Source organism: Achromobacter sp. NPDC008082, assembly GCF_042957345.1.
In the GTDB taxonomy this organism is placed as follows: Bacteria; Pseudomonadota; Gammaproteobacteria; order Burkholderiales; family Burkholderiaceae_B; genus Achromobacter; species Achromobacter kerstersii_A.
This window is the reverse complement of the sequence record NZ_JBIBIB010000007.1, coordinates 225,112-239,217: the sequence shown is the minus strand read 5'-3', so window position 1 is coordinate 239,217 and position 14,106 is coordinate 225,112. Positions and strand designations below refer to the sequence as shown.

Genomic DNA, 14,106 nt, shown 5'->3' with positions numbered 1-14,106 from the left:
TATTCTGATTACCCGTTCAGGTAGTTGTCAGCCATGAAAACGCTGCATGTTTTCGCGCGGCGCGCTAGGCTTACGCCGCTACCGTCCTATTCCGTCCCCATCAACATGCCCCTGCCCCCGCGCCCCGCCCTGCTGGATGAAACGCTGCGCATTGTGGTGCGCCGCTATCGCGTGCCGCCCACGCCTGCTGTCACCACGGATGCGCAGAACGGGCATAGCGCCACCGCGCTGGCGTTGGCGATCGACCAGGCGCGGCAGGCGCTGGCCCAAGGCCACACGCCGCACGCTGACATCGAACGCGCCTTTGTCGACGCCTTGGCGCAACTGATCCGCGACGCCATGCGTGAAGGCCAGGGCGACCCCGCCATCCAGGCCATGGAACTGCGCCATCGCGTGGCGCCCGTGCGCGAGTACGCATCGCTTGCCGCAGGCGCCGACGCGGACCGCCGCGAAATCCTGGCCGCCGCCAATGCCATCGCGCACCCCGCCAAGCTGGCGCGCATGCCACGCGGCTTGCAGGCGGACACGCTGGCCGACGTGCAAGCCGCTGCGTCCTCTGGGGCATGGCAAGCGTTAGCGGATGCCGTGCAACGGCTATGCGAGATGCCGGACACCCATGGCGACGTTGCGCTTGCCCGCGGCTGCGCCCGGCTGCTGGATAGCGCTGCGCTGACACGCCTGCAACGCTTGGACGTGCTGGCGGCCGACGCGCGGGTGCGGCATTACCAATCGCTGTGGGATCGCAACGGCCCGCGCCCGGGCAGCGCGACAGCATTACGGCAAGGCTCTGACGCCCAACAACGCGGCGCGGCCGTCGAAGCGCTGGCGGCCCAAGCGCTGGAAGTCGTGGCGCAGCGGCTGAACGCAAGCGAACGCCGCAGCATGAGCCCACGCGCCGACGACGAACGCCCCGACGACATACCCCCCGACGACATACCCCCCGACGACATACCCCCCGACGACGAACCCGCCGACGACATACGCGCCAGACATGGACGTGCGGCCAACACCACCGCCCCCTATCGCGTGGTGACGTCGATGCGCGTGCCCGCGTCGCTACCTGCCAGCGCCGACCGGGCCAAGAGCGAATGGGACGCCGCATTGTTGCGCCGGTCCGACGTGATGCGTAACGAGGATGACGCGCCCGCGTGGGATGTCTGCCTACTGGTCGAAGCCAAAGCGTCGGTCGACGCCGCCAGCACGGACTTGCCCCGATTGTTGCGCGGCCTGCAATTGCTGGCGCATGCGGACATCCACACCACGTACCCCTTCAAAACGCAGCAAGGCATCGTGCCGCTACGCGGCGAGTCCTTGCGCGCGTTGCCGACAGACGGGCCTGGCTTGGCGCACACGGTGCTGTACTGCTGCGACGCGCCCGCCGACCCCGCGCCGCGTCTACTCAATGCCGCCAGCCGCATGCAATTGTTGTCTGCCCCTGCCAGCATCGCGTTCGCCAGCCAACTCGCCCAAGGGCAGCCGGCAGACACCCACACATTGCACCCCGTCTGGCATTCGTTACTGACCTCTCCCCAATGGGCAGGCGTGCTGAATCAGTACCCGCAACTGCACCAGGTCCGTGCATTAATGGTGCATGCCGACGACCTGTTGGATGCCGCGCACAGCGCGCAGCTGTAACACGCCGCTGTCAAGTTTTCCACGTAAAATCCCGCAGCCGACGCCTGTATCGGCGCACTGCCTATACCCGCCGGGATGCACGTCGATCTCTTCACCCTTTATCTCCTTGTCATCGGTACGCTGCTTGCCAGCGCTGGGATGACCTACTGGGAACACCGGACCCACTCCCCACGCAGCCAGGCGTTACGGATGTTCGCGGCGGGCTTCGCCACGCTTGCCGCCGGATGCACCGTGGTGCTGCTGCGCGGCTACCTGCCCGCATCCATCGGCCCGGGCCTGAGCAACCTCATCATCCTTAGCGGTTACCTGCTAGTGCTGCACGGCGTGGCGTCATTCAACGGCCGGCAGTACCGCAAGGCGTCGTGCGCGTTGCTGATCGTGATGGCGCTGCTGTGGGCCGCGGCGGGCGCAGAAGGGCAAGGCGTGATGTGGGCCTACGTCAGCGCGGCGCCTATCGCCGGCATTGCGGCGCTGACCGCCTGGGAAATGTGGCGATGCGCGCCAATGAAGCCGCTGTCATCGCGCTACTTCGTCATCGTCGTCACCGTCATCCACGCGCTGTTCTACGCCTTTCGCGCGGTCATCCTGCCTTGGCTGGTGGCGCAATATGGGCCGGACATCCGGGCGCTGGCCAGCAACATCACCATGTATGAAGGGGTGCTGTATTCGGTGCTGCTGCCGATGGCGCTGCTCAAGCTTGTTCGTGAAGAAGCGCATGGGCAACTGCTGCAAGAATCGCAAACGGATTACCTGACGCGCCTGGGCAACCGCCGCTGGTTTTTCGAGGAAGGCGCGCGCCTGATTCGCGACAGCGCCGGCCGCGCGCCCATCGCCGTACTCGCCTTTGACCTGGACCACTTCAAATCCATTAACGACCGTCACGGCCACGAGACGGGCGACAAGGTGCTGAAGGCCTTCGCTGACATCGCCCAACGCATCGTCGGGCCTGGCGCCATGCTCGCCCGGCTGGGCGGCGAAGAGTTCGCCGCCTTGCTGACCGGCGACCCCGCGCGCCGCGCCCAAGCCTTGGGCGAAACGATGGCGGCGCATTTTGCAGACACGCTGCCCGGCCACATCGGCCGAGGCGACGTGCAGGCCACGGTCAGTATCGGCCTGGCAAGATTCGAACAGGACGCGCCGCCGTTAAGCGAGGCGCTGGCGGCGGCCGACCGCGCCTTGTATCGCGCCAAGTCAATGGGCGGGAACCGGCTGGAGCTTGCGTAGTGAACACAGTGGGCCGGCTCGCACTTGGCTAATGTCCGAGCGCGCCAGCACGACGTCACTCCGCTTCGTTGATGATGTTGTTCAGCGCGCGCACCTCATCCCCGGGCAGCACCAGATCCCCGGCCGTCAGGTTTTCGCGCAGATGCGCAACGGATGAGGTTCCCGGAATAACCAGAATATTGGGCGACCGCTGTAACAGCCACGCAATCGCCACTTGCATCGGCGTGGCGTTCACCCGCTGCGCCACCAAGGTCAGCGTGGCCGATTGCAGCGGGCTGAAGCCGCCCAGCGGAAAGTACGGCACGTAGGCGATGCCGTCCTGCGCCAGCGCGTCGATCAGCGCATCATCGTCGCGGTGCGCCAGGTTGTACTGATTCTGCACGCAAACGATGTCGCAGATGCCTCGGCCTTCCTGCACTTGGGCGGCCGTCACATTGCTTAAGCCGATGTGGCGCACCAGGCCGCGCTGCTGCAAGGCCAGCAACGCCGCCAGCGGTTCGGCAATCGAGCCTTCTTCCGGCCCGTGCACGCCGAACATGATGCGCAGGTTCACCACGTCCAGCACGTCCAGGCCCAGATTGCGCAGGTTGTCTTCCACCGCGCGCGTCAGTTCATCGGCCTTGTCGGCGCGAATCCACGACGCGTCTTCGCCGCGCCGCGCACCGATCTTGGTCACCAGAACGAGGTCATCGGGGTATGGCGACAACGCTTCGCGGATCAACTGATTCGTAACGTGCGGGCCATAGAAGTCGCTGGTGTCGATATGGTTCACGCCGCTGGCCACGGCTTCGCGCAGCACCGTCAGCGCGGCATCGCGGTTGCGCGGCGGGCCGAACACGCCGGGGCCTGCCAACTGCATCGCGCCATAACCCAGGCGTTTGACCCGCTTGCTGCCAAGCGCATAGGTGGCTTCGTTCGCATAGGTGGCTACGTTCGATGTAGGCTGCATGTCGAATCTCCTGAAGGAAACGGAAAGCGTAAACCTTTTCGTCACCTTGGATAATCAGGCAGATTTCGTTGCCCCGGGACGGCGGCCGCCTGCCTTTCTGCGGCGGATGCCGATGCCCGGGGCGCGCATGCCCAGCCGCCCTACTTCGCCGGAATCAAGCTGATGTCCTGGCTGCCATCGCGTTCCAACTGCGCCACCAGCCCCAGCTCCCAGTCCAGGTATTCCCGAAAGCCGTCATCGCGCGCCGCCAGATCATCAAACAGGTACGGGCTGATGCTCTGGTCGTCGTCTCCCGTCAACACCCCCGCTGCGCCTGTGCCTAGCGGCAAGCCCTCTGTCTTCCAGGCGCGCGTGCCGCCCAGCAGATGTTGCACCGGCCGCTTGCTGCGCCACGCCAGTTCGGCCGCCACCACACTGGCCAACACACCGTCCGACGACGTCAGCACAATCACGCGCGGATCATCCGGCGACAGGAATTCCGCCAGCCGGTCCGGCGCCGCGAAACGCGCGCCAGGCACATGCCCACGTTCATACGCCACGCGCGATTCCACATCAAACACAATGGCTTCATCCGCGTTCAACGCCGCATGCAGCGCCTGCGCACGCACGCCGGCCGCCTCCGGACGATGACGCAATACGCGGCGCGACTCCACGCCGCTTTGCAACGGCGCCAACGCAGGCGGCTGGTACAGATAGACCTCGACCGCGCCCAATTGCGCCAGCCAGGCGCCCGTCGTCAGCGCGCGCACGCCATCCCAATCCGCCAGCACCACCCGCGAGCGGCGCGTGGCCAGGTATTCGTCGGTGGCTTGCACCAACTGCCCGCCCGGCGCCCACCGCCACCCTTCCAGGTGACCGGTCTCGTACTCTTCGCGCGTACGCACGTCGAACTTGAACAAGGTGCGCGTCGCGTGCTCGGCCTCAAACGCGTGCAGCGTCGCCGTGTCGAGATACCCAATGCCCGCCCGCTGCGCCACATCGCGCGCCTGTTCGCGCGCCGCCGCCAACGCCGGCGCGCCCGGTTCCGGCAGCGCGGCATGGCGGCCATAGGCAAGCTCGCGGCCCGACAGCAACCATTCCATCGTGCCGTTGCGCAAAGACGCTACTCGGTTCGGAATGCCCGCATCAATCAGCGTCTGCGCGCCCACAATGCTGCGCGTGCGGCCGGCGCAATTCACCACCACAAACGTCTTCGGGTCAGGCGCCAGTTCGCGGATGCGATAAACCAGTTCCGCACCCGGCAGGCTATGCGAGAACGGCAACGTGAAATTGTGGAATTCTTCCGGCGTACGGCTGTCCACCACCACGATGTCGTCGCCGCGCGCCACGCGCTCGTGCAGCTCATTCACATCGATCCACGGCGTGTGCTTTTCGTGTTCGATTACTTCCCCAAACGCCTTGCTCGGCACGTTGGTGCCAGAGAACAGTTCCAGCCCCGCACGCGCCCAGCCGTCCGTGCCGCCTTCCAGCACAGAGACGTCCGTCCACCCCAGGCGCGTCAGCTTGGCCGCGGCCTGATGCGCTTGGGATTCATCATCGTCCACCAGCACGATGCGCGTGTCGCGCCTTGGCACCAGGCGGTCGGCCAGCACCTCCAGGCGCCACAGCGGCGCAGGCACCGCCACCAGCAAATGGCGGCGCGCGTAACGGCCGGCCTCGCGCACGTCCAGCACGGCGATTTCGGCATCGCCGCGCAGTTCTTCTTGCAAGGCCTGGGCCGACACCCGTGCATGGTAAATGGCGGCGGGCGGCGAAAACGTGCGATACGTGCCGCCCGCCGTGCTTTCAAACACCACGCGGCCATGGAGCCGGTCCAGCGCCAAGCCGTAGAAGTGCAGATGCGCGCCGGGTTCGTCGCCCACCAATTCGATGGTGTGCACGTCGTCCGGCCCCAACACGATGGAATTGCCCGGCCCCACGTCCACGCGGCGCACGGGCGTCAGGGCGTCACGCAACGGATCTTCGGTGGTGGCCCGCGCATACACCTCGTTGCGCTCGTTGCCCCGCACGCCCGCAATAATGGCCCAGGTCGTGTGGTCATGCGGCGGCTGCGCCTTGCCCGGTTCACCGAGCGACAGGTAGAGCGCGTAGCCGCCGTCCACATCTTCGGCCAAGCGATAAATAGAGGTGGGGCGGCCCGGCGCCACGGCAAATGCGTCTGCGGGGAAAAGTTCGTGCCGCTGGCCCAAGGCCTCCAACAGCGCCGCCACCCGCGCCAGCTGTTCCGGCGTCGCGTGCGACGCGTCGGGAACAAGTTTGCGCACCTGCGCAATGAACGCGCGAACGGCCTCTGCGCGTGCGGTATGCGTGCTTTGGGCCGGCGCGGCCGCGGGGGAAGAAATGCTCATGAGATGACCTGAACGTCCGGGTTGAAGAGACCTTCAGGCTACGTGCGCGCCGGGCGGCGGACAACGTAGAAATGCGTCTATGGATATGCGCGCAATGGCGGCTTTGGGACGCAGAGCGGCGGATTCTGTCAGTGCAGCCGCAATATCAGACTCCTTCTATAGACGGCAGTGCCGACGATTGCCGAAGATTCTTGCTCGACTTGGATACACCGGAAGGGACGCCCATGTTGCCGCACGTAAAAGACATGCGTTTCACGTTCACGCCCGTCCATGGCGCGGCGTTTGATGTCGTTGAATTCACGCTGGACGAGGCGCTGTCCGAGACCTACCGGTTAAGCGTGGACCTTTCCAGCTTTGATCCAGCGGTGGATTTTGGCGGCCTGCTGGATCAACCCGCCCTGTTCACGATCTGGCGGGGCGGGATGGCGGTGCGGCATGTGCATGGCATCGTGACGGAGTTTGAACAATCGATGACCGGCTTTCGCCGCACCCGCTATCGGGCGGTGCTTGAACCCTCTCTGGCCCGCGCCGCCCTTTGTTCCGACTGGCGCATCTACCAGCACCTGTCCGTGCCGGAGATCATGGCGGATGTCATCAAACGCCAGGGCATCACGGACTATGAACAGGTCACGACGAACGAACACCTTCCGCGCGAATACTGCGTGCAGGCGGGCGATACCGATCTGGAATTTCTGAACCGTCTGGCCGCCGAAGAAGGTTATTTCTACCGCTACGAACATGCCGAAAAAAGCCACCGCTTGATTCACGGCGACCGCATCTACATTCACGGTGAAATCGCGGGCGGGCCGGTTCTGTACAACCCCATGCCGGGCGGCGATCAGCCCGAGCCCGCGCTGCATCGCTTCACCTACGCCGAGCGTGTGCGCACCGCAGTGCAAACTCAGCGCGACTACACCTACAAGCATCCGCGCTACAGCCAGGAACATTCGCCTGTCGCCGCAGACTTGGCGCATCAAGACCGCCGTTACGAACGCTACGACTATCCCGGCCGCTACAAGCGCGACGAAGCGGGCAAACCGTTCACCCAGTCAAGACTGCTAGGCCGACGCCGCGATGCGCGTATCGCCATCGTCGACGGTGACGACGCGCGCCTGATTCCCGGTGTGGCTTTCGACCTGACCGGTCACCCGCGCGAAGACTGGAACCACGGCTGGCGGCCCGTCCGCATGCGCCACCATGGCGTGCAGCACACAAGCCAGGAAGAAGACGGCTTCGGTGCGGAACAAGGCACGCAATATGGCTACACCGCCGAACTCGTCCCCGACAAAGTCGACTGGAAGCCCGCGCCCTGCCCTAAACCCCGCATCGACGGCCCGCAAATGGCCACCGTTGTCGGCCCGCCCAACGAAGAGATCTTTTGCGACGAGTGGGGCCGGGTCAAGGTGCAGTTTCCGTGGGACCGGCTGGGCGACCACGACGAACACAGCTCCTGCTGGATACGGGTTTCACAGAACTGGGCGGGCGCGCTGTGGGGGCAGATGGCGATCCCGCGAATCGGCCAAGAAGTCGTCGTGCAATTCCTGAACGGCGATCCAGACCAGCCGCTGATCACCTCGCGGGCATACCGCGCCACCCATCTTCCGCCGTATGAACTGCCCCGGCACAACATTCTGCACACCATCAAAAGCAAGGAACACAAGGGCAACCGGGCCAATGAACTGCGGCTGGATGACACGTCGGCGCAGATCAGCGCGGCGCTGATGAGTGAACACGGGGCATCTGAACTGCATCTGGGCTATTTGACGCACCCCAGGCCAGCCGGCGGCAAACCGCGTGGCGAAGGGTTTGAGTTGCGCACGGACGCGCATGGCGCGTTGCGTGCGGCGCAAGGCTTGCTGCTGACGACCGAGGCGCGACGGCATGCCAAGGGCGGGCAACTGGATCGCTCGGAGATGGTGGGCGTGTTGGAAGCCGCGCTGGAACTAGCCCGCACGCTAGGCGACTACGCCGGCAAGCACGAAGGCATCGAGCATGACACCGCCCCGCAGCAATCGCTAAGCGAGTCCGTGCGCGATCTAGGCCACGGCGCAAATGATCAACAAAACGGCGCAGGCCAAGGCGATGCCGCCCTGATGGCGCTTAGCGCACCCGGTGGCATCGCCGCCGCCACGCCCGCCAGCTTGACGCTAAGCGCAGGCGAACACCTGGACAGCATCGCCCAGCGCCATCAGCAGATCAGCGCGGGCGAGAAAGTCGTGATCAACGCTGGCGGCGACGTGGGGCTGTTCTCTCAAGGCGGCGCCCTGCGCCACATCGCGCACCAAGGCGAAATGCTGCTGCAAGCGCAGCACAACGCCATCCGCATTCAGGCTGACCAAAGCGCCGAGCTCACGTCCAGCAAACAACACGTGCTGATCGCGGCCGACAAGCACATCACGCTGCTTTGCGGCGGGGCGTACATCAAGCTGGCCGATGGGCACATCGAATTGGGCATGCCGGGGACCTTTACGGTCAAGGCGGCGCAGCATGCGTTTTCCGGCCCGACCGGGCGCAGCGCCGAACTACCGGCCTTCACCTCACCCGACGTCGCATCCGGCGACTACACCGGCCGGTTCCGCATGCGCAAGACAGACGAACGCACGTTCGAACGTTACCGATATCGGATCATGACCGGCGCCACGCTGCTGCAAGAAGGCATGACGGATCACAACGGTGAAACCGAATTCATCAATACGCCTCGCGCACGCAGCGTGCACACATACAAAACCATCATGCGAGAGGATCAACGGCTATCCGAAGACCCCGAGCACCTGGTGGGTGAACTGGATGGCTCGCGCGAGCATTTTCCCGAACACGGTCCCAGAGAAGACGCTTTCCTGAACCTGCATACCGACGGAGACACCTGATGGCCGCCCCAGTTGTCGCCGCCCTGGTTTGGGGATACCGCGCCTATCGCGCCTATGCCGCCTACGAAACCGCACAAACCGCCATTGAAACGGCCGAAACCCTGGCCCAGATCAGCCAGCGCAAGAAGGAAGTCGAGACCATCCTGAAAGACGTCATCAAGGGCATGAAGGAAGAGATCGATATCAAAAGCTCGACCTTCGTCCGTACGGGCGGCAACACGACCGTGTCGCGCGGCCGCAATGAAAACATGACGTTCAAACAGTACATCGAACGCAAAATTCCGTTCCGCCCCGTGATCAGCACCGTGTGCCAATGGGCATTGAAATCACCGCTGACCGTGCCAAGGCGAATCCGCAAGAAGATTCCGGGCGAAGTCATTGAGACCACGATCGACATCGCGTTAAAGCAGACGACAGCGTCATTGGTGTTTGAAGCCGTGGATGATCTGCTGGCGTGGCAAAGCCCGCTGAAGGCCGAACCGAATTACCACGGGACGTCGTTTGCCGCGATGCTGGGTGACCCATCAACCCGGCCAAAACGGATCAGCGAGTATTTCCCTTTTTGGCCCCGCCCAAAAGGAAGCTTGGCGCCAGATCTGGTGATTGTCGAGTATCGCCAGCAGCCGTTCGAAGTTGAAAACGTGTTTGCCGCGGTAGAGATCAAGTTTCCGAACGATTGGGTGAAGATAGAACAGTCTATAGCGGGTTCGCCATGGGTAATCCGTTGGAATTCGGCATGCGTTCCGAAGCGGCCGTCTGGGACCGCGCGCTTGCGCCGCATTTCTACGGGTTGGACACGGACTATCCATTTGGCATGGCGTTTACGCCTGGACTGCCCTCAGGCATCCGCCCCCCCACCTGGGGCTTCTTCCTATCCGACATCTGGCGAGAAAAGCTCTTGGTCTCCCGCGAAGAGGTCATCGCGCATCTGAACGACCCGCGCATCCGCATCGACACGCTCAGCTGCGGGCAATGGATTGAACTGGGTCCGCAACCTGAGTTGTATCCCGTTGAACTTGGCGTACCTGAACTTCCCGTCTTGCTCAATCGCCTGCTCAGACGTATTCGGCATCCGCAACTGGAACTGACGGGGTTTGGAGAATGGGATGGCGACCCGAACCATTATTTCGACCGCGTTGACACCCAGCGCTGGCTAGCGCGCTTCGATGACGACAGTGATTGGCCAACGCCCGAGATTCGAGGCCTGACGCCCGGCGATCCGCCCGTCGAACCCACCGCTACGCACGTCGTCGTGGGCGAGCTGATCCCCTCAGACGGCTGGTGGTACACGCTGGCTAAAACCCATTCCCGCCGCTACTTCAAGGCCGGGGAGCTCGCCCCGCCCGTCTCGCAGGATAGATCTCGCGGCACAGTCATCTGGCAGCGCGATATTGATCAACGCGCCCCCGAACCGGAACCTGCCCGCCTCGCGCAGACCGGTCAACCGGCTCCCCGAGCAGGCCGATGGCGCGCGGACGAGAAAGGGTCAATCTTGTGCACCGTCCGCAAAGACGAACCGATGCCTGCGTATCAAGGCCAGACGGTGGCTTGGCATTGGATGCACGACGATGCGGCCACCGATGCGACCAAACCCGTACGAGTAAGCTCAGGCCAACCCTGCCCCTACCCCGGCTCCTGGACTTGCGAACAGGTGCCGACCGGTCCGCAGACCTTCATGCATCAAACCCCCATGCCTCAAATCAACGGGCAAAACGTCACCTGGATAATGGTGCGATTCCTACGTTGACACGCCGTCCCCCTTCAACTCCCTGTCCACCACCTCCCGCGTCAGCGTCGGCACAAACATTTCGATGAAGTGAAACGCATAACCGCGCAGCCATGCGCCGCGTCGTATTGCCAGGCGGGTCAGGTTGATCTCGAACAAATGGCGGGCGTCGATGGCGCACAGGCGGGTGTCGCGCTCGGCGTCCCACGCCACGGCGGCCACAATCCCCACGCCCAGTTCCAATTCGACGTAGGTCTTGATGACATCCGCGTCCATGGCCGTCATGACGATATCCGGCGTGATGCCGGCGCGCGCGAACGCTTCGTCGATGTGGGCGCGGCCGGTGTAGCCGCGTCCGTACGTGATGATCGGGTAGCGCGACAACTGCGACAGGCTGATGCCGTCGTGCTGATGCTCCAGCGGATGGCCGCGCGGCACGATGATGCTGTGGCTCCAGCGGTAGCACGGCAGGTTCACCAGGCCGGGATAGTCCGCCACGGCTTCGGTTGCCACGCCGATGTCGGCCTCGCCTTCCAGCAGCATTTCCGAGACTTGCTTGGGCGAGCCTTGGTGCAGATGCAGCACCACATCGGGGTAACGCTGGCGGAATTCCTTGATGACGGGGGGCAAGGCGTAGCGCGCCTGCGAGTGCGTGGCCGCAATCGACAGCACACCCTTGCGGCTATCGGCGTACTCCGCACCCGCGTGACGGATGTTGTCCGCGCATTGCAGAATCTGCTCGACCAGCGGCAGAATCAGTTCGCCGGGCGGGGTCAGGCCGATCAGGCGTTTGCCTGAGCGCACGAAGATGTCCACGCCCACCTCTTCTTCCAGCTCACGAATCTGCCGGCTGACACCGGGTTGCGACGTGTGCAGGCTTTCCGAGACGTCGGTCAGGTTGAAGTCCTGGCGCACGGCTTCGCGCACTGAACGCAGTTGCTGGAAGTTCATCTTGCGCCTTCAGCCCAGAAAGGCCAGTTGATTGCCGGACGGATCTTTCACATACATGACGCGCGGCAGCGCGTCGGGCAGTGAACAGACGGGGTAATGGCCCGCCTGACGCAGGCGCGCCAGGATCTCGTCGTAGGCATGGGTCTTGATGGCGAGGTAATCGGGTTTGACGCCGCGGCTGACCTCGTCAACCGGAGACAGCGACAAGGTGGCGTCGCCCAGCGCAAAGAGCAGGCGCTGATCATCCGCGCTTGCCATTTCGTCCAGGCCGATGACGCGGTGATAGAAGTCCCGCACGGCTTGCTCCCGATGCGACAAGAACGGAAGCTGTACGGATTCGATCGAAATAGAAGGTGTCATGCCCTGCTGCCAGCCATGGAACAGGGCAAATTCTAGTACCCGAAGGTACAACCGGACAAAGAGGTTGTAATTGCTTCTACATAGCCAGAAACCCTAAAGCGCAAGGCTTATTTGCATATGCGTTACGCGCTACGACGCAAGGCGTCACGGGTGACGCTGAAGGCGCGTTCCAGATCGCCGATCAGGTCTTGCGGATGCTCTAGCCCGATGTGCAGGCGCACGACTGATGACTTGCCCGGCCCTTGTTGCCAGACGCTGTGCTCGGCCAGCCGTTCGGGCGCGGCTTCAAGCGCCAGGCTTTCGTAGCCGCCCCAGGAGGCGCCGATAGAGAAGTAGCGCAGTGCGTCGATGAAGCGAGATGCCGCCGCTGCGTCTGCGTTGCCGAACGCGAACGACACCAGGCCGCTTGCGCCGCTGAAGTCGCGCCGCCACAGCGCGTGGCCGGGGTCTTGCGGCAACGCCGGGTAGAAGACCCGGGCGACGTCATCATGGCCCGCCAGGTACTCCGCCACGGCCAACGCATTGGTCTGATGCCGCGCCAGGCGCACATCCAGCGTGCGCAGGCCGCGCAAGGTCAGATAGGCGTCGTCGGCGCCCACCGACAGGCCCAAGGCGTCGTAGGTGACGCCGATCTTGTGCGCGAGCTCGGCGCTGTCGACGGTGACCACGCCCATCATCACGTCCGAATGCCCGGCCAGGTATTTAGTGGCGGCCTGAATGGAGATGTTCGCGCCCAGCGCCAGCGGCTGGTAGTACAGGCCGCCGCTCCAGGTGTTGTCAGCGGCCACCAGCACGCCATGGCGGCGCGCGGTGGCGGCAAGCGCCGGCAGGTCCAGCACCTCGAATAGCAGCGAGCTGGGCGACTCCAGGTACAGCAGGCGCGTGTTCGGGCGTATCAGCGATTCCAGCGTGTCTTGGCCTTGCGACGGCGAAAAGTATTCCACCTCGACGCCATAGCGTTGCAGCAGCGATTTATCCACCTTGCGCACGGGCGAATACACGCTGTCGGCCACCAGCGCATGGTCGCCGGGCGCAAGCGTGGCCAATAGCACCAAGGTAATCGCCGACAAGCCAGACGGCGCCAGCACCGTGCGATACCCGCCTTCCAGCGATACCACCGCTTCCTCCAGCGCCTGATGCGTGTCCAGGCCATGGCGCCCATAGGTGGCCACGCGATCGCCTGCCGCGCGCAGCTTATTCAACGAGGCCTGCGTGCCGGTGTCGGCAAAGCGTACCGTGCTGGTGCGCACGACCGGCACGTTCACCGGCCCCGCGCCATGCTTCAGTTCGGGCGACCCGGCATGCACCAGCCTTGTCTGGACGTGGGCCTGGAGCTGATCGTGCGCTTTGCCTTGAGCGTGGCCGTAGGCTTGGGCTTGGGCTTGGGCTTGATCTTCGCTCATGCGCGCACCTCTTGGCCCGGCTTCATCTGCGTGGCGTTGTAGTTCAGGATCTGGCCGGTAGCCAGGTCGATACCTATTCGGCCTGACAAGGTCTCCAAAGGCTGGCCGTACAGGTGGAAGTGCAGCGTGGGCGAATCGCCCGTGACGTGGATGCTGTGGATGTCATCGGGCAGAAACGACAATGACTGCCCCGGCTGCACCACCACTTCGCGCACCTGTTCCAACGTGGCGCGGCCCGCTTGGGAACCGTCGTCGCTGCGGCGGTAGACGCGGTTCAGCTCTTGCCCAGACAAGGCCACGATCACCGCCCAGGTCGTGTGGTTATGCGGCAAGGTGGTCTTGCCCGGGTTGATGGAATTCAAGTACAGCGCCGGCACGCCCGGCGCGTCATCGGGATTCAGCCGATAGCGCGTGGACGCGCCCACGCCCTGCCCGGCTGCGGGCGGCGGGAAGTCAGACGCGGGAAACAGCTCGCGGTGTTGCGCCAGTTGTTCCAGGCGCGTGGTCACGGCGGCCAGTTGTTCGCGGGTCACGATGTCGGACGTCAGCAGTTGGCGGATGTCGGACAGCGCCGCTTGCACCTGCTGGCGGCGGCGGGTGGTGATGTCGGATTCAGTAGTCATGATGCAGATCGCTCCAAAGG

General features: G+C 64.2%; 10 protein-coding genes. 4 read left to right on the top strand and 6 right to left on the bottom strand.

Features of this window, described 5'->3' with window-relative positions:
* The first annotated feature begins 105 nt into the window (after positions 1-105).
* Positions 106-1,635, top strand: coding sequence for a 3-deoxy-D-arabino-heptulosonate 7-phosphate synthase (locus ACFZAI_RS27300; RefSeq protein WP_391569939.1), 1,530 nt, complete (start codon positions 106-108; stop codon positions 1,633-1,635).
* A 75-nt stretch (positions 1,636-1,710) separates the two neighbouring features.
* Positions 1,711-2,859: a diguanylate cyclase domain-containing protein gene (locus tag ACFZAI_RS27295; protein ID WP_391569938.1), complete on the top strand. Its 1,149-nt coding sequence runs from the start codon at positions 1,711-1,713 to the stop codon at positions 2,857-2,859.
* A 55-nt stretch (positions 2,860-2,914) separates the two neighbouring features.
* On the opposite strand, the gene ACFZAI_RS27290 is transcribed toward ACFZAI_RS27295, so the two are convergent.
* Positions 2,915-3,808, bottom strand: coding sequence for an aldo/keto reductase family oxidoreductase (locus ACFZAI_RS27290; protein WP_391569937.1), 894 nt, complete (start codon positions 3,806-3,808; stop codon positions 2,915-2,917).
* Positions 3,809-3,948: 140 nt separating this feature from the next.
* On the bottom strand, positions 3,949-6,156 hold the full coding sequence (locus ACFZAI_RS27285; protein WP_391569936.1) for a rhodanese-like domain-containing protein: 2,208 nt from the start codon (positions 6,154-6,156) through the stop codon (positions 3,949-3,951).
* Positions 6,157-6,380: 224 nt separating this feature from the next.
* On the opposite strand from ACFZAI_RS27285, the gene ACFZAI_RS27280 reads away from it, so the two are divergent.
* Positions 6,381-9,023, top strand: coding sequence for a type VI secretion system Vgr family protein (locus ACFZAI_RS27280; protein ID WP_391569935.1), 2,643 nt, complete (start codon positions 6,381-6,383; stop codon positions 9,021-9,023).
* A 712-nt stretch (positions 9,024-9,735) separates the two neighbouring features.
* Entirely contained in the window at positions 9,736-10,770 is a 1,035-nt protein-coding gene (locus ACFZAI_RS27275; RefSeq protein ID WP_391569934.1) for a hypothetical protein, read from the top strand.
* Here ACFZAI_RS27275 and ACFZAI_RS27270 read toward each other — a convergent pair.
* From ACFZAI_RS27270 to ACFZAI_RS27255, 4 genes are all read right to left on the bottom strand, one after another.
* Positions 10,762-11,700: a CysB family HTH-type transcriptional regulator gene (locus tag ACFZAI_RS27270; protein ID WP_391569933.1), complete on the bottom strand. Its 939-nt coding sequence runs from the start codon at positions 11,698-11,700 to the stop codon at positions 10,762-10,764. The two genes, ACFZAI_RS27275 and ACFZAI_RS27270, sit on opposite strands and share 9 nt — an antisense overlap.
* Before the next feature lie 9 nt (positions 11,701-11,709).
* Positions 11,710-12,060, bottom strand: coding sequence for a VOC family protein (locus ACFZAI_RS27265; protein WP_391569931.1), 351 nt, complete (start codon positions 12,058-12,060; stop codon positions 11,710-11,712).
* Positions 12,061-12,182: 122 nt separating this feature from the next.
* Positions 12,183-13,463: a cystathionine beta-lyase gene (gene metC / locus ACFZAI_RS27260; RefSeq protein ID WP_391569930.1), complete on the bottom strand. Its 1,281-nt coding sequence runs from the start codon at positions 13,461-13,463 to the stop codon at positions 12,183-12,185.
* Positions 13,460-14,086 (bottom strand): cysteine dioxygenase, encoded by a 627-nt coding sequence (locus ACFZAI_RS27255; protein ID WP_391569929.1) that lies wholly within the window; start codon positions 14,084-14,086, stop codon positions 13,460-13,462. The genes metC and ACFZAI_RS27255 overlap by 4 nt, the downstream gene beginning before the upstream one ends.
* Positions 14,087-14,106 lie beyond the last annotated feature (20 nt).